Annotated in this window: 19 protein-coding genes; 12 read left to right on the top strand and 7 right to left on the bottom strand. The window is 68.8% G+C overall.

The genetic code is table 11. The annotated features are described in order from the left end of the window. Nucleotides 1–57: 57 nt before the first annotated feature. Both GH2_RS02640 and GH2_RS02635 read right to left on the bottom strand, forming a co-directional pair. A complete protein-coding gene (locus GH2_RS02640; RefSeq protein WP_066162710.1) occupies nucleotides 58–405 on the bottom strand; it encodes a HesB/IscA family protein in 348 nt (115 codons plus the stop codon). Between the two features lie 124 nt (nucleotides 406–529). Continuing rightward, the gene (locus tag GH2_RS02635) at nucleotides 530–1,633 is read right to left on the bottom strand and encodes a glycerate kinase family protein (protein WP_066163288.1); all 1,104 of its coding nucleotides are present in this window, start codon (nucleotides 1,631–1,633) and stop codon (nucleotides 530–532) included. Between the two features lie 73 nt (nucleotides 1,634–1,706). On the opposite strand from GH2_RS02635, the gene GH2_RS02630 reads away from it, so the two are divergent. Genes GH2_RS02630 through GH2_RS02620 form a run of 3 tightly spaced genes read left to right on the top strand, consistent with a single transcriptional unit; the run spans nucleotide 1,707 to nucleotide 4,918 of the window. Next, a complete protein-coding gene (locus tag GH2_RS02630; protein ID WP_066162706.1) occupies nucleotides 1,707–2,387 on the top strand; it encodes a DUF3043 domain-containing protein in 681 nt (226 codons plus the stop codon). A 3-nt stretch (nucleotides 2,388–2,390) separates the two neighbouring features. After that, nucleotides 2,391–4,148, top strand: a complete 1,758-nt coding sequence (cobT, locus tag GH2_RS02625) for a nicotinate-nucleotide--dimethylbenzimidazole phosphoribosyltransferase (RefSeq protein WP_066162704.1) — start codon at nucleotides 2,391–2,393, stop codon at nucleotides 4,146–4,148. Between the two features lie 5 nt (nucleotides 4,149–4,153). After that, nucleotides 4,154–4,918, top strand: coding sequence for an adenosylcobinamide-GDP ribazoletransferase (locus GH2_RS02620; RefSeq protein ID WP_066162701.1), 765 nt, complete (start codon nucleotides 4,154–4,156; stop codon nucleotides 4,916–4,918). Nucleotides 4,919–5,060: 142 nt separating this feature from the next. On the opposite strand, the gene GH2_RS02615 is transcribed toward GH2_RS02620, so the two are convergent. After that, nucleotides 5,061–6,167 carry a branched-chain amino acid aminotransferase gene (locus GH2_RS02615; protein WP_066162697.1) on the bottom strand — a complete coding sequence of 369 codons (1,107 nt, stop codon included), beginning with the start codon at nucleotides 6,165–6,167 and terminating at the stop codon, nucleotides 5,061–5,063. 58 nt (nucleotides 6,168–6,225) lie between these two features. Further along, nucleotides 6,226–7,335: a glycine cleavage system aminomethyltransferase GcvT gene (gene gcvT, locus GH2_RS02610; RefSeq protein ID WP_066162694.1), complete on the bottom strand. Its 1,110-nt coding sequence runs from the start codon at nucleotides 7,333–7,335 to the stop codon at nucleotides 6,226–6,228. A 74-nt stretch (nucleotides 7,336–7,409) separates the two neighbouring features. On the opposite strand from gcvT, the gene GH2_RS02605 reads away from it, so the two are divergent. The 6 genes from GH2_RS02605 to GH2_RS02580 all read left to right on the top strand — a co-directional run bounded on the left by GH2_RS02605 (nucleotide 7,410) and on the right by GH2_RS02580 (nucleotide 14,484). Beyond that, entirely contained in the window at nucleotides 7,410–8,939 is a 1,530-nt protein-coding gene (locus GH2_RS02605; protein WP_066162692.1) for a leucyl aminopeptidase, read from the top strand. Between the two features lie 235 nt (nucleotides 8,940–9,174). After that, a complete protein-coding gene (sucB, locus tag GH2_RS02600) occupies nucleotides 9,175–10,929 on the top strand; it encodes a 2-oxoglutarate dehydrogenase, E2 component, dihydrolipoamide succinyltransferase (RefSeq protein ID WP_066162689.1) in 1,755 nt (584 codons plus the stop codon). 10 nt (nucleotides 10,930–10,939) lie between these two features. Further along, nucleotides 10,940–11,824: a TIGR01777 family oxidoreductase gene (locus GH2_RS02595; protein ID WP_066162686.1), complete on the top strand. Its 885-nt coding sequence runs from the start codon at nucleotides 10,940–10,942 to the stop codon at nucleotides 11,822–11,824. Further along, nucleotides 11,817–12,554 carry a lipoyl(octanoyl) transferase LipB gene (gene lipB, locus GH2_RS02590; RefSeq protein ID WP_066162684.1) on the top strand — a complete coding sequence of 246 codons (738 nt, stop codon included), beginning with the start codon at nucleotides 11,817–11,819 and terminating at the stop codon, nucleotides 12,552–12,554. Before GH2_RS02595 ends, lipB begins: the two co-directional genes overlap by 8 nt. Continuing rightward, a complete protein-coding gene (gene lipA, locus GH2_RS02585; RefSeq protein WP_066162681.1) occupies nucleotides 12,551–13,597 on the top strand; it encodes a lipoyl synthase in 1,047 nt (348 codons plus the stop codon). Before lipB ends, lipA begins: the two co-directional genes overlap by 4 nt. A gap of 134 nt (nucleotides 13,598–13,731) precedes the next feature. Beyond that, nucleotides 13,732–14,484, top strand: coding sequence for a DUF4191 domain-containing protein (locus GH2_RS02580; protein ID WP_066162678.1), 753 nt, complete (start codon nucleotides 13,732–13,734; stop codon nucleotides 14,482–14,484). A gap of 96 nt (nucleotides 14,485–14,580) precedes the next feature. On the opposite strand, the gene GH2_RS02575 is transcribed toward GH2_RS02580, so the two are convergent. Next, the gene (locus GH2_RS02575; RefSeq protein WP_066162675.1) at nucleotides 14,581–15,114 is read right to left on the bottom strand and encodes an RDD family protein; all 534 of its coding nucleotides are present in this window, start codon (nucleotides 15,112–15,114) and stop codon (nucleotides 14,581–14,583) included. A 274-nt stretch (nucleotides 15,115–15,388) separates the two neighbouring features. Between GH2_RS02575 and glnA the strand changes: the two genes are divergently transcribed. From glnA to GH2_RS02560, 3 genes are all read left to right on the top strand, one after another. Beyond that, nucleotides 15,389–16,822, top strand: coding sequence for a type I glutamate--ammonia ligase (gene glnA, locus GH2_RS02570; RefSeq protein ID WP_066162670.1), 1,434 nt, complete (start codon nucleotides 15,389–15,391; stop codon nucleotides 16,820–16,822). A gap of 201 nt (nucleotides 16,823–17,023) precedes the next feature. Next, nucleotides 17,024–17,644 (top strand): FKBP-type peptidyl-prolyl cis-trans isomerase, encoded by a 621-nt coding sequence (locus GH2_RS02565; RefSeq protein WP_169802411.1) that lies wholly within the window; start codon nucleotides 17,024–17,026, stop codon nucleotides 17,642–17,644. Nucleotides 17,645–17,655: 11 nt separating this feature from the next. After that, nucleotides 17,656–18,216: an FKBP-type peptidyl-prolyl cis-trans isomerase gene (locus GH2_RS02560; protein WP_066162667.1), complete on the top strand. Its 561-nt coding sequence runs from the start codon at nucleotides 17,656–17,658 to the stop codon at nucleotides 18,214–18,216. A gap of 11 nt (nucleotides 18,217–18,227) precedes the next feature. On the opposite strand, the gene GH2_RS02555 is transcribed toward GH2_RS02560, so the two are convergent. Beyond that, on the bottom strand, nucleotides 18,228–19,328 hold the full coding sequence (locus tag GH2_RS02555; RefSeq protein ID WP_066162664.1) for an esterase/lipase family protein: 1,101 nt from the start codon (nucleotides 19,326–19,328) through the stop codon (nucleotides 18,228–18,230). Nucleotides 19,329–19,374: 46 nt separating this feature from the next. Continuing rightward, a complete protein-coding gene (locus GH2_RS02550; RefSeq protein WP_084247252.1) occupies nucleotides 19,375–22,401 on the bottom strand; it encodes a bifunctional [glutamine synthetase] adenylyltransferase/[glutamine synthetase]-adenylyl-L-tyrosine phosphorylase in 3,027 nt (1,008 codons plus the stop codon). Between the last annotated feature and the right edge of the window lie 4 nt (nucleotides 22,402–22,405).

Genomic DNA, 22,405 nt, shown 5'->3' with positions numbered 1-22,405 from the left:
CTCAGGGTCGGGCGGGATCGCGGCCGTCGAAGCAGTGGTCGACTGGCGCGCCAGGACTCAGTTGAACGAGTCGCCGCAGGCGCAGCTGCCGGTCGCGTTCGGGTTGTCGATCGTGAAGCCCTGCTTCTCGATGCTGTCGACGAAGTCGATGGTGGCGCCCTGCACGTAGGGTGCGCTCATCCGGTCGACGGCGAGCTTGACGCCGCCGAAGTCCGACATCACATCGCCGTCGAGGCTCCGGTCGTCAAAGAACAGCTGGTAGCGCAGACCAGCGCAGCCACCCGGCTGGACTGCGATGCGCAGGGCCAGGTCGTCGCGACCCTCCTGGTCGAGCAGCGCCTTCGCCTTGGAGGCGGCGGCGTCAGTCAGCAGGACACCGGTGTCGGTTTCGTTCTGAACGGTCATGAGCACTCCTCGTGTCGCCGGCCGCTTCGCTTTCCGGGCGACCAGATACGTTGTCGATGGCGCGCAGACCGGACTCGAGTTCCGTTTCTGGCGACCAACAGGCTCAACGGTACTCGCAAGGCCCCTATTCCCGCATCCCGCCCTCGACTTTGCCGCGTGTCGAATCCCACTCGCGCGCGACGGACTCCGCCACTTGTGTCAGCACGGACCGCGGTCGCTTCATCGCCTGCTGCACCGACCCCGCATAGGCAGTCATCGAGTGCACCGCGACCACTCCGGGGATATCAGCGTCGTCGGTGACCTGACCTGCAATGACCAGTACGTCGACACCGGCTGTCGCAGCATCGGCGGCGACCGCCGCGGCCACCTTGCCGAAGGCTGTCTGCGCGTCGTATCGGCCTTCGCCGGTCACCACCACATCCGCGGCCGCGATCTGCTCCGCGCGCCGGGTCGCCTCCGCGACGACGGCCGCACCGGCACGACGTCGACCGCCGAGCGCAAGAAGGAAAGCGCCGAGTCCGCCCGCCGCGCCCGCGCCCGCTTCATGAACGATCGGTGGGCCGTCGTGCGCCATTGTGGCGGCCCACGCTGCGAGTCGTTCCTCCAGACGGCGGACGGTCTGCGGATCCGCGCCCTTCTGCGGCCCGAAGACCGCAGCCGCCCCGGTTGGTCCGAGCAGCGGATTCGTCACGTCGGTCGCGGCGACCAGGTCGACGCCGCGCAGACGTTCGCGGGTTCGATCCCATCCGCCGAGCGCCTCGCACGCCCCACGACCGCCGTCGGTGGTCGCGCTGCCGCCCAGTCCGACGACGATCCGCCGCGCTCCGGCGGCGACCGCCGCGTCCAACGCCATGCCGAGCCCATCTGTGCTCGCCTCCCACGCGGTACGCGAGTCTGGTCCGGGCGCTGCGATGAGGTGCAGGCCGCAGAACTGAGCAGACTCCAGGTAGACGGTGTCCTCGTCGAGGAGCAGGTTCCCCGCCACTGGACCGCCGAGCGGGCCCACCGCGGCGACGGGAACCAGACGCCCGATCCCCGCAGCCGCCAGCACGTCGACGAATCCGGGCCCGCCGTCGGACTGCGGCAGCAGCCTCACCTCGGCGTCGGGACAGGCGCGCAGCCACCCGTCGGCGATCGCCTGAGCGGCCTCCGGCGCCGTCAGTGTTCCGCCGAACTCGTCCGGGGCGATCACTACCCGCTGTGCCACCTGTCTCACCACCGTTTGCATCATCAATGTCGAGGGTATCGGCGGGCCGTTGCCCGGTGCCGGGTCGCGCGGACAGATCGAATAGTCTTGAGGTGTGAAGTTGCCTTGGAAATCCGACGCCGACAAGAACGCTGACGACGCGCCGGAGGAGACGACTGCGGCCGAGACGACGGCCGCGGAGACTGCTGACAAGTCCCCGGGATCCGGAGCCACAACGCCCGGCAAGGGTCGTCCCACGCCGAAGCGGCGCGACGCCGAGCGCAAGCGCGCGCCGATGACCGCGCCGCCCGCCACCCGGGCAGAGGCACGGGCACGGAAGAAGTCGCTGCGTGCGTCGATGACCAAGGCCGAGCGCAAGGAGGTGTCGGCCGAGCGCAAGCGCGTCCGGCTCGACCAGCGCGAGAAGATGATGTCGGGCGACGAGAAGTACATGGTCGCCCGCGACCGCGGCCCGGTCCGTAAGATGGCGCGCGACATCGTCGACTCCCGCCGCAACTTCGCCGGCCTGTTCCTGCCGTTCGCGATCTTCCTGCTCGTGGTGCTGATGGTGCCGAACCTTGCAGTGATCGGAAACTTGGTCCTGTTGGTCTTCGTGCTGTTCGTCATCATCGACTCGCTCTACCTCGGGCGAATGGTGAACCGTCGGGTCCGCGAGCGTTACCCGGAGACCTCCGACACCGGGTTCCGCCTCGGCTGGTACTCCTTCACGCGTGCCATGCAGCTGCGCATGATGCGTGCGCCGCGGCCGCAGTACAAGCCCGGCGACAAGGTCTAGCGGGTGCGCGCACTGGTCCTCGGCGGGATCCGCTCAGGCAAGTCGGCGCACGCCGAAGGCCTCCTCGCCGCATCGACCGCGGTCCGCTACATCGCGACCGGTGACGCCGACGGCGACCCGTCGTGGAGGCGACGGATCGACGCCCATCGTGATCGGCGGGACGCGCGGTATCGCACCGTCGAGTCCCGTGATCTCGTCGGACAGCTGCGCGATGCGCCCGCCGCCGCGACGCTGATCGACGATCTCGGCATGTGGCTGACCGCCCGACTCGACGCTACCGGCGCCTGGAACGACGACACCGTCGATCTCGGCGATGAGATCGACGCCGTGTGCGCGGCGATCGCCGACTTCCGCGGCGACCTGGCGATCGTCAGTCCCGAGGTGGGTCTCACCGTGGTCCCGGAGACCGCGGCGGGTCGTCGGTTCGCCGATGAACTCGGGCGACTCAACACCGCGGTCGCGGCCGTCTGCGACACGGTGACCCTGGTGGTCGCCGGACGAGCACTGGACCTGCCCGCCGCCACGACCTCCGGCCCCGCAGCGCGGCCGACCCTCGAGACGCCCGCGCCTGCCGTCCACGCGCCCGTGGTCCCGGCGCCGGTGATCACCCCGTCGGTGACCACTCCGCCCGGGCCTCCGGCATCCGAGGTCCCTGCGTCGGCCGCCGCAGTCGATATTGCCGCCGCCGAACTTCCCGCCGTCGAACTGTCGGCCGTCGACGCCGAGGTGTTCCCCACGGTCGAACTCCCCGATCACCGGATCGTCGAGGAGGCCCGGCTCAGGCAGACACAGCTGACCAAGCCGCCCTTGTCGCTCGGACGGCTCGAGGACCTCGGCGTGTGGATGAGCTCGTGCCAGGGCGTGTGCCCTCCTCGCCGACTGACGGCGCCGGCCGTCGTCGTCTTCGCCGGTGACCACGCGGTCGCGACCGACGGGGTGTCCGCCTATCCGCCCGAGGTGACCGCGCAGATGGTCGCGAACATCGCCGCCGGCGGCGCAGCGATCAACGTCCTCGCACGCCGCGCAGGCGCCGCGGTGCACGTCCTCGACATGGCGGTCGCCGCCGACACCGACCCCCACGTATCGCGGTACAAGGTCCGCTCGGGCAGCGGTGACCTGCGTCGGGGCGAATCGTTGACCATCGCCGAGGCGCGCCAGGCGGTCGCCGCGGGCCGCGCGATGGCCGATCAACTCGTCGATACCGGCGCCGACCTGCTCATCGCCGGAGACATGGGCATCGGGAACACGACTCCCGCCTCGGTCCTCATCGGCACTCTCACCGATCGCGAACCGGTGGTCGTGGTGGGCCGCGGAACCGGGATCGACGACGCCCGATGGATCCGCAAGACCGCCGCCATCCGCGACGGCATGCGGCACGCCCGCCGCTACCGCAATGAGCCGCTCGCGCTGCTCGCTGCCGTCGCGGGCGCCGACATCGCAGCGATGGCCGGGTTCCTCGCCCAATCCGCGGTGCGCAAGACCCCCGCATTGATCGACGGCGTCATCACCGCGTCGGCCGCGCTCATCGCCCATCGAATGGCGCCGGGTGCGTCGTCGTGGTGGCAGGCCGGACATCTCTCGACCGAACCCGCGCACCGCTTCGCGCTCGACGACCTCGGCCTCACCCCGATTCTCGACCTGTCGATGAGGCTCGGCGAAGGCACCGGGGCCGCGGCTGCGCTGCCCCTGGTGGCGTCGTCGATCGACATCCTCACCGAGATGGCGACCTTCGGCGAAGCCGGCGTCAGCGACGGCCAGTAGTCGGCATGCGGGCGCTGCGCGGTCTGCACGACGCCTTCACCTGGCTGACGGTCGCGCCACTCCCCCAGCCTCGCGGCGAGTTCGACCGACGGCGGGCCGCCACTGTCGTCGCGGCGGTCCCGGTGGTCGGTCTGGTCCTCGGCGCACTGGCGGCGGCGGCCGCTGTCGGGCTCGCCCGCACCGGGCTGCCCACCGCACTCGACGGCGTCGTGGTGGTGGCATTGCTCGCTCTGGCGACACGGGGCATGCACGTGGACGGACTCGCCGACACCGTCGACGGACTGGGCAGTTACGGCGATCCGGATCGGGTCCGCGCGATCATGCGCAGCGGCGACGTCGGCCCCTTCGGCGCGGCGACGCTGGTACTGGTGCTTGTCGGGCAGGCACTCGCCATCGGCGCGTTGATCGGCGACGCCCGCTGGACCGCGATCGCGCTCGTCGTCTTCGTCAGCCGTGCCACCGTGCCGATCGTCTGTCGGCACGGACTGTCCGCGGCCAATGCGAACGGATTCGGGGCGCTCGTCGCCGGGACGCAGCAGTGGTCGATCGCGGTGTGGTCGACCGTCGCCGTGGGCGCAGCCGCGGCGCTGGGCCTCGTCGACTCCCCGGCCGCCGCGATCCGAGCGGCCGTCACCGTCGTCGTCGTGCTGGCGTTCGCGTGGGGGTTCAGTCGCCACTGCGCCCGCCGGACGGGCGGTGTGACCGGCGACGTGATCGGCGCGACGATCGAGCTGTCCGCGGTGCTCACCGCCCTCGGACTGCTGGTGTAGGGCACTGTCTTGCGCCGCGCACCAGAAGGAAGGCCGAGTTGGACCGCTCGGAGCGGCTCAACTCAGCCATTTCTGGCCTTCACGGCACGGAGCTACCGATATCGATCCCTAGGACGCGAGACGATGCCGCCCCGGCTTTCGGCTACGGCGCCGGGTACAGCGTGGTCATCCAACCGTGCTTGTCTTCGACCGTGCCGCGCTGCAGTCCGGTGAGGGTGTCACGAAGCGCCTGGGTCACCGGCCCGGTCTTCTCATCGTTCACCGTGTAGTCGTGCGTGTCGCTCTGGACGCGACCGACCGGGGTGATCACCGCGGCGGTACCGCACGCGAACACCTCGGTGACGTCGCCGTTCTCGACACCCTGTCGGAGTTCGTCGACCGAGATCCGACGCTCATCGGTCTTGTAACCCGCATCAGCGGCGAGGGTGAGCAGCGAGTCGCGGGTGATTCCGGGCAGCAGCGAACCGGTCAGTTCCGGCGTGACCAACAGTGCGTCGTCGCCCGACCCGAAGACGAAGAACAGGTTCATCCCGCCCATCTCCTCGATGTAGCGGTGCTCCAAGGCGTCGAGCCAGACCACCTGGTCGCAGCCCTTCTCCGCCGCCTGCGCCTGCGCGAGGAGCGATGCGGCGTAGTTGCCGCCGAACTTGGCATCGCCGGTCCCGCCGGGCGTCGCGCGCACGTACTCGGTGCACAGGTACACGCTGACGGGCTTGAGACCGCCCTTGAAGTACGCACCGGCGGGCGAGGCGATCAACGAGTACAGATACGTGTCCGACGGCCGGACGCCGAGGCTCGCCTCCGAGGCGAACATGAAGGGACGCAGGTAGAGCGACTCCTCGCCGCCCGCTGCGGGCACCCATTCGTTGTCAGCCTCCAGGAGGGCCCGCAATGAGCCCAGGAAGTCCTCTTCGGGGATCTCCGGCATCGCCAGTCGGCGTGCGGAGTTGTTGAAGCGCGCGGCGTTGGCCTCGGGGCGGAACGCGGCGATGGAGCCGTCCGGCTGACGGTAGGCCTTGAGCCCCTCGAAGATCTCCTGCGCGTAGTGCAGAACCATGGCCGCCGGGTCGAGCGCGATCGGACCGTACGGCGTCACACGGGGCCGGTGCCATCCGCGCTCACGGTCGAAATCTACCGACACCATGTAATCGGTGAAGTAGTTGCCGAAGCCCGGCGCGGCGAGGATCTCGGCGCGACGGTTCTCCGACACCGGATGCGGATGCTCGGTACGGGTGAACTCCAAGGTCATGCGAGTATGTTACCGCCGGAGCACAACCGGGTTTCCCGCCCCGGCGCCGAGTCGGAAATTACACGTTGGTCTTCACGAACGGCGGCAGCACGACAGTGCAGGTCAGCGCGCGCCCGCGGACGTCGACGATCACCTCGTCGCCCTTCTTGACGCCGGACGCAGCGTCGATGAACGCCAGCGCCACGCCCTGCTTCAGCGTCGGCGAGAACGTTCCCGAGGTGCAGACGCCGATGGCCGGTCCGTCGGCTTCGGCATGCACCGTGCAGTCGGCGCGCGGCACGCCACGGCCGGTCGCCGAGAGCCCGTACAGGCGCCGCGCCGGACCCGCCTCGCGCTCGGCGACGAGCGCGTCGCGGCCGAAGAACGCCGGCTTGTCCCAGCCGACGGCCCACGACGTCCGCGCCTGTACCGGCGTGATGTCGACGCTCAACTCGTGGCCGTGCAGCGCGTACCCCATCTCGGTGCGCAGCGTGTCGCGGGCGCCGAGTCCGGCAGGCTGGCCACCGCGTGCGGTGACCTCGGCCAGCAGGGCGTCGAAGACCGCGCCCGCGTCGTTCCATGCGGGCAGCACCTCGTAGCCGTGCTCACCGGTGTAACCGGTCCGGCAGACCCGCAGCTCGACGTCGGCGCCGCCGACGGTGATGGTCGCGTCGGCGAACGCCATGTACTCCATCTCGGTCGGCAGCCCGAGCGCGGTGAGGACCTCGGTCGACTTCGGTCCCTGTACCGCGAAGACCGCGTACTCGCGGTGCAGGTCGGTGATGGTGATGTCGTCCGGCGCCACGGCCTGCAGCGCCGCGATCACTGCGGGGGTGTTGGCCGCGTTCGGGATCAGGAACACCTCGTCGTCGCTGACCAGATAGGTGATCAGATCGTCGATGACGCCGCCGGTCTCGTTGCAGCACAGCGTGTACTGCGCTTTCCCCGGCGTGATCTTTCGGATGTCGTTGGTGAGGGTTCGGTTGACGAAGTCGGCGGCGCCCGGCCCCGTGACCAGGGCCTTGCCGAGATGGCTGACGTCGAAGAGTCCGACGGCCGCGCGGACCGCATTGTGCTCGGCGACGGTCCCCGCGTACGAGACGGGCATGTTCCATCCGCCGAACTCGGCGAAGGAGGCGCCCAGGGCGGCGTGACGGTCGGCGATCGGTCCGGCGAGCAGTTCAGTCATGCCCGATACGGTATCGCCCCTACGCCTCGAGTTCCCAGACCGCCCCAACCCCTCCTGTGGCAGAGTTGAAAGGCGTGAGTGCCAACGACTTCTCCGACCGCGTCCGCGGTCCCCGCATCGACCTGACCACCGGACTCTCCAGCGACGACGACGCCTTGGTCGTCGGACTGATCGCCGCCGACGGTGACGGCGACGATGCTCCGTCCCTCCTGCTGGTGAACGACTTCCTCGACGACGACGCCGCCGAGCAGATCTCCACGAACCTGAGTGCGCTCGGTGCGCGGGGTTCGGCGGGCGAGATCACGAAGATCCCGGCGCCCGCCGCACTGCCGGTTCAGATCGTCCTGGCCGTCGGCCTCGGCGAGGCGTCGAACCTCGACGACGCGGAGAAGGTCCGGCAGGCCGCCGGGTCCGCGATCCGAGCGCTCGAGGGTTCGGCCAGGGTGGTCACCACGCTGTCCGAGGCCGACCTCGGCGCCGCTGCCGAAGGCGCCTACCTCGGCGCCTACCGCTACGACGAGGTCCGCAGCGGCAAGTCGCGCCCGCAGAAGCTGCCGCCGACCACCGTGCTCCTCGCCGTCGACGCCAAGACCAAGCAGGCGAAGGCCGACCTCGACCACGCGCTGATCGTCGCCGACTCGGTCGCCATCGCTCGCGACTTCGTGAACACTCCGCCGAACATCCTGTTCCCCGCCGAGTTCGCCGACCGTGCGCGCGTCCTCGCCAGCAAGGCCGGGCTGCGCGTGGAGATCCTCGACGACGTGGAACTCGCGAAGGCGGGCTACGGCGGCATCGTGGGCGTCGGTCAGGGCTCGTCGCGCAAACCGCGCCTGGTCCGACTGACGCACGAGGTGAAGAACGCCGAGCGGACCGTCGCACTCGTCGGCAAGGGCATCACCTTCGACACCGGTGGCATCTCGATCAAGCCCGCCGCAGGCATGGACCACATGACCTCCGACATGGGCGGCGCCGCCGCGGTGATCGCCTCGACGATCGCGGCCGCCCGGCTCGATGTCCCTGTCACCGTCATCGCGACCGTTCCGATGGCCGAGAACATGCCGTCGGACACCGCACAGCGTCCGGGCGACGTCCTCACCCAGTACGGCGGCACCACCGTCGAGGTTCTCAACACCGACGCCGAAGGCCGCCTCATCCTCGCCGACGCGATCGTCCGCGCCTGCGAGGACGAGCCCGATTTCCTGATCGACACGGCCACCCTCACCGGCGCGCAGATGGTGGCCCTCGGCACCCGGACCCCCGGCGTCCTCGGCACCGACGACTTCCGCGACCGCGTCGCCGCGATCTCCCAGTCGGTCGGCGAGAACGGCTGGCCGATGCCGCTGCCCGCCGAACTCCGTAGCGATCTCGACTCCCGTGTCGCCGACCTTGCCAACGTCACCAATCATCGGTGGGGCGGCATGCTCTCGGCGGCGATGTTCCTCCGCGAGTTCGTGACCGAAGGCCTCGACTGGGCGCACATCGACGTGGCGGGCCCGGCGTTCAACACCGGCGGCCCGTGGGGCTACACCGGCAAGGGCGGAACCGGCGTCCCGGTCCGCACCATCGTCGCCGTCATCGAAGACATCGCCGGACAGAGCGAATGACCAGTGCTGCCGGGCACTTTATTCCGCTTGCTCACAGTGACCTTCACCGCATTCCAAGGTTCACCGGACTGCCACAGACGCCGCGGAGTTTGGGAGTAGGCTAACTCACGAGCGTCGGCTCACCCGGCCGAAATCACGGGCGCCGGCACACGCACGCCGGGGCACGACCACACACCGCACCGACCGATCGACCGAACAGCACAGTTCACGAATTTGTTAGGGAGTCACACACAAAATGGCCTTCTCTGTCGAGATGCCCGCATTGGGCGAGAGCGTCACCGAGGGAACCGTCACCCAATGGCTGAAGCAGGAAGGCGACACCGTTGCTGTCGACGAACCCCTGCTCGAGGTCTCCACAGACAAGGTCGACACGGAGATTCCGTCGCCCGTCGCGGGTGTGCTGGTCAAGATTGTCGCCGTCGAGGACGACGTCGTCGAGGTCGGCGGTCAGCTCGCTCTGATCGGCGAGGCGGGCGAAGCCGCACCTGCCGCAGATGAGCCCGCTACCGCTCCCGAGCCCGCAGCCGCACCCGAGCCCGCCGCTCCGGCACCGGCCGCCGCGGCCCCTGAGCCGGCAGCGCCTGCTGCTCCCGCACCGGCCGCCGCGGCCCCCGCCGCCAGCGGCGTCGACGTCGTGATGCCTGCGCTCGGCGAGTCCGTCACCGAAGGCACGGTGACCAACTGGCTCAAGGAGATCGGCGACACCGTCGCCGTCGACGAGCCGCTCGTCGAAGTCTCCACCGACAAGGTCGACACCGAGATCCCGTCACCCACCGCCGGTGTGCTTCTCGAGATCCTGGCCGCCACAGACGACGTCGTCGAGGTCGGCGGCCGTCTGGCCGTGATCGGCGACCCGAGCACCGCCGCCGCGGCCCCGGCAGCGCCCGCGACTCCCGAGCCCGCCGCTCCGGCACCCGCTCCCGAGCCGACTCCCGCACCCGCCGCCGCGGCGCCCGCACCGGCTCCGACGCCCGCACCCGCAGCACCGGCACCCGCCGCTCCTGCACCGGCCGCTCCCGCAGCCGACGCCGGTGAGCTTCAGTCGACCCCGTACGTGACCCCGCTCGTTCGCAAGCTCGCCGCCGAGAACGGCATCGATCTCGCGACCGTCAAGGGCACCGGCGTCGGCGGCCGCATCCGCAAGCAGGACGTGCTCGCCGCGGCCGAGGCCAAGTCCGCTCCGGCGGCTGCCGCACCGGCTCCCTCCGCACCGGCGCCTGCCGCGGCACCGGCGGCACCCGCCGCTGCCAGCCCGGAGCTGGACGCACTGCGCGGCACCACGCAGAAGATCAACCGCATCCGCCAGATCACCGCGGCCAAGACTCGCGAGTCGCTGCAGACGAGCGCTCAGCTCACGCAGGTCCACGAGGTCGACATGACCCGGATCGCGCAGCTCCGCACCGCGGCCAAGGCTTCGTTCCGCGCGGCCGAGGGCGTCAACCTGACGTTCCTTCCGTTCTTCGCCAAGGCCGTCGTCGAGGCGCTGAAGGTTCACCCGAACGTGAACGCGTCGATCAACGAGGAAGCCAAGGAGATCACCTACCACGCGGACGTGCACCTCGGCATCGCCGTCGACACCCCGCAGGGCCTCCTCTCGCCGGTGATCCACAATGCCGACAACCTGTCGCTGGCCGGTCTGGCCCGCGCCATCGCCGACATCGCCGACCGCGCTCGCTCCGGCAACCTCAAGCCCGACGAGCTCGCCGGCGGCACGTTCACCATCACGAACATCGGCAGCAACGGCGCCCTGTTCGACACCCCGATCCTGGTTCCGCCGCAGGCGGCCATGCTCGGCACGGGTGCGATCGTCAAGCGTCCGGTGGTTCTGACCGGCGACGACGGCACCGAATCGATCGCCGCGCGCTCGATGGCGTTCCTGCCGCTGACCTACGACCACCGACTCATCGACGGCGCCGACGCGGGCCGTTTCATGACCACGGTCCGTCATCGCCTGGAGAACGCCGAGTTCGCCGCCGACCTGGGGCTGTAAAGCACCGGACATGCGAATAGCGGTTGCGGGCAGCCACGGGCTGATCGGTTCGGCCCTGGTTCCCGCACTCACGGAGGCGGGGCACGACGTCCACACACTGGTGCGTCGTGCCCCGACCACCGGGCGCGAAATCGCCTGGTCACCCGCGGAGTCCGGCCTCGACCCCCGATCGCTCGACGGCTTCGACGCCGTGATCGCCCTCGGTGGCGAGAACATCGGGGCGCACCGCTGGAGCGGCCAGATGAAGCAGCGCCTGCGCAACTCCCGGATCATCCCGACCACTATCCTGGCCGACGCGGCCGCCGCGGCACGTGTCGGCACGTTCATCTCGGCCAGCGCCACCGGCTTCTACGGCGACACCGGCGAGACCGCCGTCGACGAGTCCGCACCGCACGGGAGCGGGTTCCTCGCCGACCTGGTCGTCGACTGGGAGGCCGCGACGGCGCCCGCGGGCAAGGAAGCCCGCGTCGTCACCCTCCGCACCGCGCCGGTTCTCTCCCGCAGCGGCGGGCTCCTGGCGCGGTTGCGTCCGCTCTATCGACTCGGACTGGGCGCCCGCTTAGGCAATGGCCGGCAGTGGTTCTCATGGATCAGCCTGCCCGACGAGATCCGCGCCATCACGCACGTGCTCACCGACACGACCGTCTCCGGCCCGGTGAACCTCACCGCGCCCGAACCCGTCCGATTCACCGAGTTCTCTGACACGCTGGCACGCGCCGTTCATCGGCCCGCGCTCATGCGGGTGCCCGCCGCGGTGGCCCGGAAGGTCGGCGGCGAGATGGTCGACGAGATGATCCTCGCGTCCTCCCGCGTGGTGCCCACCCGACTCGTTGAGCACGGATTCACCCACCTTCACCCGAATCTCTCATCTGCACTGGAGTACAGCTGTGCGTAACGCATCGTCGCGCGCCGACGGCGCACCGATCGAAGTCCGTCGACTGGGAACAGTCGACTACCTCGAGGCCTACGAGTTGCAGCATCGCCTGGCCGAAGAACGCGCGACCGGCGCGTTGGACCACGACGTGATGCTGCTGCTCGAGCACCCGTCCACCTACACCGCGGGCAAACGCACCGAGGACTCCGACCGCCCCGTCAACGGCGCCCCGGTCATCGACGTCGACCGCGGCGGACGGATCACCTGGCACGGGCCCGGCCAACTCGTCGGCTACCCGATCGTCAAACTCGCCGAACCGCTCGACGTCGTCGATTACGTTCGCCGCCTGGAAGAGGCCCTCATCCGTGTCTGCGCGCGCAAGGGCGTCGCCACCGGTCGCATCGACGGCCGGTCCGGCGTCTGGCTGCGCGACGCTGCAGGCGAACGGAAGCTCGGCCAGATCGGCATCCGTGTGGCCAAGGGCGTGACCCTCCACGGCTTCGCCCTCAACGTCGATCCCGACATGACCGTCTTCGACGCGATCGTGCCGTGCGGCATCGCAGACGCCGGCGTCACGTCCATCGCGAAGGAGTCCGCCGCCCCGATCGCCGTCGTCGACGTGATCGACGACGTGATCGAACTCGTTCAAACCTGCCTCGACGACGTCGCCGGCCCCGCGTCGCATTCCGCAGACGCTCTGACCTCGACCGATGAGGCCATCGAAACAACCAACGTAGGATCTGTGCAGTGACCACCACGCCCGCCCAACCCGCTCCCTCCAGCCCCGCCGACGCGCCGACAGGCCGCAAACTCCTCCGGCTCGAAGTCCGGAATGCGCAGACGCCGATCGAGCGCAAGCCGAAGTGGATCAAGACGCGCGCCACCATGGGCCCGGAGTACACCGAACTCAAGGGGCTCGTCCGCAGCGAAGGCCTGCACACGGTGTGCGAGGAAGCCGGCTGCCCCAATATCTATGAGTGCTGGGAAGACCGCGAGGCGACGTTCCTGATCGGCGGCGGACAGTGCACCCGCCGCTGCGACTTCTGCCAGATCGACACCGGTAAGCCCGATCCCCTGGATCGCGACGAGCCGCGTCGCGTCGCCGAGTCGGTGCAGTCCATGGGACTGCGCTATTCCACCATCACCGGCGTGGCCCGCGACGATCTCCCCGACGAGGGCGCGTGGCTGTACGCCGAGACGGTCCGGAAGATCCACGAGCTCAATCCCGGCACCGGCGTCGAGAACTTGATCCCCGACTTCCATGCGAAGCCCGACCTGCTCGACGAGGTCTTCGAGTCCCGTCCGGAAGTGCTGGCGCACAATCTCGAGACGGTGCCGCGGATCTTCAAGAGCATCCGTCCCGCGTTCCGCTACGAGCGGTCGCTGGAGGTCCTGACCCGGGCCCGCGACTTCGGTCTCGTCACCAAGTCGAACCTCATCCTCGGCATGGGCGAGACGCCCGAGGAGATCCGCTCGGCGTTGCGCGATCTGCACGACGCCGGCTGCGACATCGTCACCATCACCCAGTACCTGCGGCCGTCGGTCCGTCACCATCCGGTCGATCGTTGGGTGAAGCCGGAGGAGTTCGTCGAGCACTCGCAGTACGCCGAGGAGATCGGCTTCGCCGGCGTCATGGCCGGTCCGCTGGTGCGGTCGTCGTACCGCGCCGGTCGCCTCTACGCGCAGGCGATGGCACGTCACGGCCGCGAACTGGCGCCCGAGCTCGCGCACCTGGCGCAGGCAGGCACCGCCTCCCAGGAGGCCTCGTCCGTGCTCGCACGGATGGCCCGCTGACCGCACTACGCCACCTCGCGAACCGCCGTCGATCCGCTCGGATCGACGGCGGTTCGTCGTTCGGGTGAACGGTGCCGTTCCACCGCGGTGCACACCGCGCTGACGCCGTCCGCGAGCACCGTAGACTGGCACCCATGGCGAAGGCGCAAGACAAGTCGAGCAAAGAGGCGAAGGCCGCAGCGAAGGTGGCCCGCAAGGCAGCGAGCAAAGAACGCAGGCAACAGATCTGGCAGGCGTTCCAGATGCAGCGGAAGGAGGACAAGCTCCTCATTCCGCTGATGGTCGGCACCATCGTGGTTTCGACGCTCGTCTTCGCGCTGATCGGCATGGCCCTCGGGAGCATCTGGTTGATGATCCCGCTCGGCGTGGTCCTCGGTGTGCTGTTGTCGTTCGTCCTGTTCGGTCGCCGCGTGCAGAAGAGCGTGTTCAAGAAGGCTGAAGGGCAGCCGGGCGCCGCAGGCTGGGCCCTGAGCAACATTCGCGGCCAGTGGCGCGTCCAACAGGCCGTCACCGGCACCTCGCATCTCGACGCCGTGCACCGCGTCATCGGCAAGCCCGGCGTGATCCTCGTCGGCGAGGGCTCCCCGAGCCGGGTCAAGCCCCTCGTCGCGCAGGAGAAGAAGAAGGCGGCGCGTGTCGTCGGCGACACCCCCATCTACGAGATCATCGTCGGCGACGACGAGGGCCAGATCCCGCTCGCGAAGTTGGAGCGGCACATCCGCAAACTGCCGAGCAACATCGACCGCAAGCGCATGGACGCGCTGGAAGGCCGCCTGGCCGCGTTGAAGGCTCGCGGAGGCTCCGGACCGGCGATGCCGAAGGGCCCCATGCCGCAGGGTGCGAAGATGCGCAACGTCGGCCGGACCACGCGCCGTCGCGGGGCCTGACCGTCCGGCCGTCTACTCCCGACAGCGGGGCACGGTGCGCCCGGGTGACACGCGATCAGCGCCGCCTGCGCACCGTGCCCAGTGCGTTCGACGTGTTCAGCGAGTTCGAACGATCGCGGTTCCGGTGGCGCGGTCGTGCATGGCACGACCGTTGTAGTCGTTGATCAGCGCAGGGACCACGAACAGCAGGATCACCTGCCGCCCGAGCGCCCGCACCGGGCCCACCGCGGCGGCCTGTTCGCGGCCCTGCGCTTCTGCGGTGACGCGTTCGGCGCCCAGATCCACGCGGGCGACCCGCGTGCCTGCGATGAACTGACCCGGCGTGAACCCGAACAGGGCGACGGCGACGACCCCGATCGCCCACCACACGATCAGTTGCGGCGTTCCCGCCGCGCGCACCGTCATCTCCAGGCTCGACGCCATCTCATGGGCGGGCTGCACGCCGACGATGGCGATCGCGACACCACCGGCGATGAGCCAGTCCAGCAGCAGTCCTAATACTCGGTGCCAGCCACCGGCGAGGGCGCCCGGACCCGACTCCGGCAAGCCCAGATCCTGTCCGCGGTACTCGTTGTTCGCAGCCCCCGGGAACTGGGGACCCGACAGCCATGTACCCGTCGCGCGCGCCACTATCTGCCTCCTCGGGGAACAGTCATGCAGCCAATCCTAACGAGCCTCGACGCGGACCCCAATTGGTGACTGGCACCACATGCCAGGTGGGCGGACGTCGTCTTTCGTTACCTGGCAGGGTTCTCTGTAACAAAGGAGAAACATCGGATCAACGCATGAGCAACGTCATCTCCGTAATCTATTCAACGAACTCCGCACGACCAGCCGAGTCGTCGCGGCGTAGGGCCAGACACACTTCTGGCCCTATCTTCAGCAAGAAGGAGTCAGGCGAACCGTGTACAACACGAACGAGGAACTGCTCGAGGGAATCAAGGCCGAGGGCGTCAAGTACGTAGACATCCGCTTCTGTGACCTGCCGGGAACGATGCAGCACTTCTCCATTCCCGCAGAAGCATTCACCGAAGACGTCTTCGAAGACGGCCTGGCATTCGACGGTTCGTCGGTTCGTGGCTTCCAGTCGATCGACGAGTCGGACATGATGCTCCTGCCCGACCCGGCCACCGCGCGCATCGACCCGTTCCGCAAGGCCAAGACGATGAACGTCAGCTTCTTCGTCCACGACCCGTTCACCCGCGAGGCGTACAGCCGCGACCCGCGCAACGTCGCCCGCAAGGCTCAGGATTACCTGGCGTCGACCGGTATCGCCGACACCTGCTTCTTCGGCGCCGAGGCCGAGTTCTACATCTTCGACTCCGTCTCCTTCAGCTCGGACATCAACGGCACGCACTACGAGGTCGAGTCTGAGTCCGGCTGGTGGAACGCCGGTTCGCCGACCAACCCCGACGGCAGCCCCAACAAGGGCTACAAGGTCCGCAAGAAGGGCGGCTACTTCCCGGTCGCCCCGTACGACCACTACGTCGACCTGCGCGACGAGATGTCGAACAACCTCACCGATTCCGGATTCACCCTGGAGCGCGGTCACCACGAGGTCGGCACCGGCGGTCAGACCGAGATCAACTACAAGTTCAACACGCTGCTGCACGCCGCCGACGACGTCCAGCTGTTCAAGTACATCATCAAGAACACAGCGTGGCAGAACGACAAGAGCGTCACCTTCATGCCGAAGCCGCTCTTCGGTGACAACGGGTCGGGCATGCATGCCCACCAGTCGCTGTGGAAGGACGGCAAGCCGCTGTTCCACGACGAGTCCGGTTACGCGGGTCTCTCTGACGTTGCCCGCTACTACATCGGCGGCATCCTGCACCACGCGCCGTCGCTGTTGGCGTTCACCAACCCGACCATCAACTCGTACAAGCGGCTGGTTCCGGGCTACGAGGCGCCGATCAACCTGGTCTACAGCCAGCGCAACCGCAGCGCCTGTGTGCGTATCCCGATCACGGGCAACAACCCGAAGGCCAAGCGCATCGAGTTCCGCTGCCCCGACAGCTCGGGCAACCCGTACCTGGCGTTCGCGGCGATGATGATGGCCGGTCTGGACGGCATCAAGAACCGGATCGAGCCGCACGAGCCCGTCGACAAGGACCTCTACGAGCTCCCGCCGGAGGAAGCCAAGAGCATCCCCCAGGCCCCGACGCAGCTGGCCGAGGTCATCGACAACCTCGAGCGCGACCACGACTACCTGACGCAGGGCGGCGTGTTCACCGAGGATCTCATCGCGACCTGGATCGCGCTCAAGCGGGAGAACGAGATCGAGCCGATCCAGATCCGTCCGCACCCGTACGAGTTCGACCTCTACTACGACTGCTGATCTGAGGGATTTCACCCACGGACAGTTGTCGCCAAAAATGGCCTCCGACCTGCACAGACGACTTTCATCGTCGGTCAGCGTCGGGGGCCGTTTTTGGTTGTTCTTCGCCCCACCGCGGCCCGTACGACTGTCCAAGGCACTCGGGTGCACACCGTCAGCACGCCTGAGGAGCCGCTCAGCCTGGGCTGCTAACCTCGCGCCATGCTTCGCAAGTCCTCGATACTGTTGTCCGTCGCCGCCGCATCGGTGCTCCTGGTGACCGGATGTTCGTCAGACACAGGCACGGACGACGCGACGCCGAGCAGTCTCGAGATCACGCGCCCGTCGCCGACGATGGACGGCGGCGTGTGTCCCGACAACGATCCGCCCGCGGGCACGCAGCCGCAATGGCAGATCGACGGCGCCACCGGCAGTCTCGCCGTCGCAGGCTCCACCGCCACCGCCGGCCCGATGATCAAGGTCACGGCGCCGTTGACGGTCGACGAGACCACCGTGAAGACGCTCGCCCCGGGCACCGGTCAGGAGATCACCGACGATTCGGCGGTCAACGTCTGCTACGAAGGCGTCAACGGTCGCGACGGACAGGCGTTCGACAGCTCGTATCAGCGGGGCAAGCCGGTCCGACTCCGTCCCGACTCGGTGGTGCCCGGCTTCCGCAAGGCGCTCCTGGGGCAACGCGTCGGCGCGAGCGTCGCCGTCGTCATGACCCCGGCCGACGGCTATCCGCAGGGCACGCCGGACGGTTCCATCAAATCCGGCGACTCGATCGTCTTCGTCTTGAAGATCATGGCCGCGGAACGCGACGCCAGCGACGCCAGCTAGGCTGACCCACCATGAAGCTCAAGGCATTCGCCCTCGTTCCGCTCGCCGCAGGTGCACTCGTGTTGACCGGGTGCTCGTCGAACGACGACGCCCCGACGCTCGACACCAAGTCGTGCGCGGCCAGCCCCAAGGTCGCCGGAGACGAGAAGCCCGCATGGACCGTCAAGGGCGTGGAGGGCGAGGCCTCCTTCACCGTCACCGACGACGCGGGCAACGCCGCACCGCGCATCACACTGACCACCCCGTTCAAAGTCGATAAGACCGAGGTCAAGACCCTGATCCAGGGCGACGGCGAGCGCGTGACCGACAAGTCCACCGTGACCGTGTGCTACGAGGGCGTCAACGGCACCACCGGCAATGTCTTCGACAGCGCCTACCAGCGCGGCGAGGCCGCCCAGTTCCCGGCCAACGGCGTGGTTGCAGGCTTCAAGCAGGCGCTCGTCGGCCAGCAGGTGGGCTCCACCGTCGCCGTCGTGATCCCGTCTGCAGACGGCTACCCGACCGGCACGCCCGACGGCGGCATCAAGGCCGGCGACACGATCGTCTTCGGCTTGAAGATCCTGGCGATCTGACCGGACGCACCCTACAGCCGCGACGGGGTCAACGACTTGATGAACTCCGGCGCACCACCGGTGCGTCGGAGTATCGGCGAGCCGAAGAACGGCGCGACCACCTGGCACGGCACCACCCGGACGTCCTCACCCTCCAGGGCGTTGAGCACCATCGCGGCGGCGCGGGGCGATCCGCAGATTCCGAGGTGATCGGAGAAGTCCCGCGGGCAGCCGTCCTGCAGCACGATGTTGGTGACGTCGTCCCCTTCTCGGCCCGGCACCTGGCCCGACGTGTACGGCCGCACCAGCTCGTCGTGCACCGTCGAGATGTTGGTGTAGGCGATGCCCGGCACGTACGGGCTGCCACCGGAGTTCAACTCCTCGATGAAATGCGATCCCGCCATCATCTGCGGCAGCGCCTGGCACGGGATGACGGCACCGACGTCGATCCCGAATCGCTCTTGCAACTCCGCGGCCACCGGTTGGGCGCTGCGCAGGGCCGCGGTCCCCTCCCACAGCGGCGCGAGCGACACGTACCGGCGGATCATGCCCTCTCCCCCGAGGAACTTCGCCCAGTAGTTCGGCACGATGGTGCCTTGCGAGTGACCGACCACGTCGACCTGGTCGGCGCCGGTCGACGCCATCACCCGGTGCGCGAACTCACCGAACTCGGCGGCACTGTCCTCGATCCGCGCCATGCCGCCGAGCGCGGAGATCGGCCATTTGGCATCGGGCAGGGCGCCGTAGGTCATCGTGAAGACCGAGAATCCCGCACCCACCAGCAGCGGCACGTATGTGCCCCAGTTGGTCTGTGCGCCGCCCGCGGTGCCGTGCATCAGGATCACCGGCACCGGATGGTCGGGGTCGCACGGTTCGTCCCAGCGATTGGCCCCCGGCAGCGAGCCGCCCGGATCGGCCAGTTCCGGCCCGATTCCCGAGAAGAAGTCGTACACGACGCGATTGGACGCCTGCTGATCCTCGCCGCCGATCTCGACCAGGCGCTCCACGGGCAACAGCCTCGCGAGCGTCCGTCCAGCCTTGAGTGCAGGCGCCGTGATGCTCTGGCCTGCCCGGATGGCCGCGGTGATCGCATCCGAGACCGGACGGCCCCACCGCCGGTGAAGGATGTTCATGCCGTGCAGCGTACGTGAACCGACACGGCGCTCCCCGCAGGGGCTCTCAGCCGTCGAACACCTCACTGACGACCGCTTTCGCGCGACGCGTCACCCGCATGTAGTGCTCCAGGAACTCCTGCGCCTCCGCCTGCGGCCAGCCCGCCGCGTACGCCACCGAACGGAGCGCGCGTCCGGGACCGGGCAGTTGGTCGACCGGCTTGCCCCGCACCAGGACCAGCGCGTTGCGCGCCTTGGTGGCCGTCAGCCACGCGTCGCTGAGCTTCTCCACCTGGTCCTCGGTCAACAGTTCCAACTCGCGAATCGCGTCGAGTGTCTCCAGCGTCGACGTGTTGTGCAGCTCCTGGTGCTCGTGCGCATAACGCAACTGCGTCAACTGCACCGTCCACTCGACGTCCGCGAGACCACCGCGACCGAGCTTGGTGTGGGTGGCCGGGTCGGCGCCGCGCGGCAGTCGTTCGGAGTCGATCCGCGCCTTGATCCGGCGGATCTCGCGCACCGCCTCGGGCGAGACACCGCCCTCCGGATACCGCGTCACATCGATCATGTGGAGGAACTCCAGCCCGAGGTCCGGGTCGCCCGCGACGGTGTTGGCCCGCAGCAGCGCCTGCACCTCCCACGCCTGCGCCCACTGCCGGTAGTACGCCTCGTACGAGGCGAGCGTCCGGACGATGGGACCGTTCTTCCCTTCCGGCCGCAGGCCGACGTCCACTTCGAGCGGCGGGTCGGCACTCGGCGTGCCGAGCAGTCGCCGCACCTGGTCGGCCACCGTCTGCGCCCATTTCAGCGCTTCGGACTCGTCGACGCCCGGCCGCGGATCGCAGACGAACAAGACGTCGGCGTCGGATCCGTAACCGAGTTCGCTGCCGCCGAGCCGCCCCATGCCGATCACGGCCATCCGCGCCGGAGCGTCGCGACCGTCGGGCAGGCTCCACTCGATCACCTTGTCGAGCGCGGCTCCGAGCACCGCGGCCCACACCGTCGACAGCGCACGACACACCTCCTGCACCGTCATCAGGCCCAGGAGGTCGGCCGAGGCGATCCGTGCCAGTTCGGCGCGTCGATGCGAGCGGGCGACGGCGATCGCCCGGTCCAGATCAGCGGCCCGCATCGTCGATGCGACGAGACCCTTCACCACGTCGACGGAGTCGACTTCGATCAGTTTGGGACCGGTGGCGCCCGACGAGTACAGCTGGATCACATCCGGCGACCGCATCAGCAGGTCGGCGATGTACTCGCTCGTACCCAGCACATGCATCAGCCGTTCGGCGACGACCGCGTCGTCGCGCAGCAGGCGTAGGAACCACGGCACGCCGACCACCTCGTCGCACAGGCGGCGGTAGTTCAGCAGACCGGCGTCCGGGTCGGGTGTGTCGCTGATGTGCTCCAACAGACTCGGCAGGATCAGCATCTGAATCTGGCCGCTGCGGCCCGGCTCGGAGCCGAGGACGCGAATGTGCGCCAGGGCTCGATCCGGGAACGCCCAGCCGAGGACGCCGAGCTGCTTTTTGGCCGATTCGTCCGACAACCGCAGCGCACCCTTGTCCAGGCGCGCCGCCGACTCCAGCAGCGGCCGGTAGAACAGCTTCTCGTGCAGTTGCCGAACTCGGGTCCGTTGTTTGCGGAGCTCCCAGATCAGCACACCGGCGGCGTCCCGGTCCCGTTCGGGACGCACATGCGCGGCGCGCGCCAACCATCGCACGGCAGGCAGATTCGCCATGTCCGGCAGCAGGTGAGTGCGCTGCAGTCGCTGCAACTGGAGTCGGTGCTCCAGCAGGCGCAGGAACTGGTACGACGCCGACAGGTTGGCGCCGTCGTCGCGACCGATGTAGCCGCCGTCGGTCAGGGCGGCGAGTGCGTCGACCGTCGACTGAACGTGCAGCGCGGCATCCACCCGACCGTGCACCATCTGCAGCAGTTGGACGGCGAATTCGACGTCGCGCAGTCCGCCTCGCCCGAGTTTGATGTTGCGGGCCTTCTCCTCCTGCGGCACCAGCTCTTCCACCCGGCGACGCATCGCCTGCACCTCGACCACGAAGTCGTCACGCTCGGAGGCGTCCCACACCATCGACGACGTCGCCTCGATGTAGGCGGCGCCGAGTTTCATCGAGCCGGTCATGGCGCGGGCCTTCAGCAGCGCCTGGAACTCCCAGGTCTTGGCCCAGCGGCGGTAGTACGCGACATGCGACTCCAACGTCCGCGTCAGCGCGCCCCGCTTTCCTTCCGGACGCAGGGCGGCGTCGACGTCGAAGAAGGCGATCGAGCCGACACGCATCATCTCTCCCGCGATTCGCGCCGACGCCGAATCTGCGGGTTCGGCGACGAATACCACGTCCACATCGCTGACGTAATTCAGTTCGCGGGCACCGCATTTGCCCATCGCGATGACCGCGAGATCGAGCTCCAACGGTGTCGCCGCGTCGTCGCCCACCGGACCGAGGACGGTGGCGATGCCGACCGCGAGCGCAGCGGTGAGTGCGGCGTCGGCCAGGTCCGACAGCCTGCCGCCGACCTCCGGCAGGTACAGGACGCGTTCGTCTTCGACGGTCGAGGCGAGGTCGTGCGCCGCGAGGATCAGGACTTGATCGCGGTAGGCGCGCTGCAGGGCCACCACCGCATCCGGGCCGACGAGCTTCGATCGATACAGCAGGTCGCCGCGTTCGGAGCTTCCCGGCTCGGGCGTCGCTTCGACGGCGGCGAGGAGGGCATCACGCACCGCGACCGCATCGGGGATCTCGTCGGGAAGCAGCAGCCGCCATCGGTCGGGCTGCGCGATCAGATGGTCGCCGAGCGCGTCTGAGCCGCCGAGTACCGACAGCAGTCGTCCGCGAAACGGCTTGTCGGAACGCAACAGCCGGTCGAGTTCGGCCCACCCGTCCGGGTCGGCATCGTGCAGGCGGATCAATGCGCCGAGCGCCAGATCGGCGTCCGGAGCCCGCGAGAGCGCCCACAGCACGTCGATGCTGTCGGTGCCCGTCCAGGCGAGTGACATGAGTCGCTCACGCGCCTCCGGCTGCAGGAGGCCGAGCCTGCCGGGGCTGGGTACCGCGGAACGACCGCGTGAAACCGTCACGGCA

It is taken from the genome of Gordonia hydrophobica NBRC 16057, assembly GCF_001592365.1.
GTDB classification, from domain to species: domain Bacteria; phylum Actinomycetota; class Actinomycetes; order Mycobacteriales; family Mycobacteriaceae; genus Gordonia; species Gordonia hydrophobica.
The sequence above is the reverse complement of the archived record's forward strand: the minus strand, read 5'-3'. Positions and strand labels throughout refer to the sequence as shown.

What these genes read in the sequence shown, in the direction of transcription:
- GH2_RS02640 (WP_066162710.1), bottom strand. Translation starts at nt 405, where the DNA reads ATGACCGTTCAGAACGAAACCGACACCGGTGTCCTGCTGACTGACGCC.
- GH2_RS02635 (WP_066163288.1), bottom strand. Translation starts at nt 1,633, where the DNA reads ATGCAAACGGTGGTGAGACAGGTGGCACAGCGGGTAGTGATCGCCCCG.
- GH2_RS02620 (WP_066162701.1), top strand. Translation starts at nt 4,154, where the DNA reads ATGCGGGCGCTGCGCGGTCTGCACGACGCCTTCACCTGGCTGACGGTC.
- GH2_RS02615 (WP_066162697.1), bottom strand. Translation starts at nt 6,167, where the DNA reads ATGACCTTGGAGTTCACCCGTACCGAGCATCCGCATCCGGTGTCGGAG.
- gcvT (WP_066162694.1), bottom strand. Translation starts at nt 7,335, where the DNA reads ATGACTGAACTGCTCGCCGGACCGATCGCCGACCGTCACGCCGCCCTG.
- sucB (WP_066162689.1), top strand. Translation starts at nt 9,175, where the DNA reads ATGGCCTTCTCTGTCGAGATGCCCGCATTGGGCGAGAGCGTCACCGAG.
- GH2_RS02595 (WP_066162686.1), top strand. Translation starts at nt 10,940, where the DNA reads ATGCGAATAGCGGTTGCGGGCAGCCACGGGCTGATCGGTTCGGCCCTG.
- GH2_RS02580 (WP_066162678.1), top strand. Translation starts at nt 13,732, where the DNA reads ATGGCGAAGGCGCAAGACAAGTCGAGCAAAGAGGCGAAGGCCGCAGCG.
- GH2_RS02565 (WP_169802411.1), top strand. Translation starts at nt 17,024, where the DNA reads ATGCTTCGCAAGTCCTCGATACTGTTGTCCGTCGCCGCCGCATCGGTG.
- GH2_RS02560 (WP_066162667.1), top strand. Translation starts at nt 17,656, where the DNA reads ATGAAGCTCAAGGCATTCGCCCTCGTTCCGCTCGCCGCAGGTGCACTC.
- GH2_RS02555 (WP_066162664.1), bottom strand. Translation starts at nt 19,328, where the DNA reads ATGAACATCCTTCACCGGCGGTGGGGCCGTCCGGTCTCGGATGCGATC.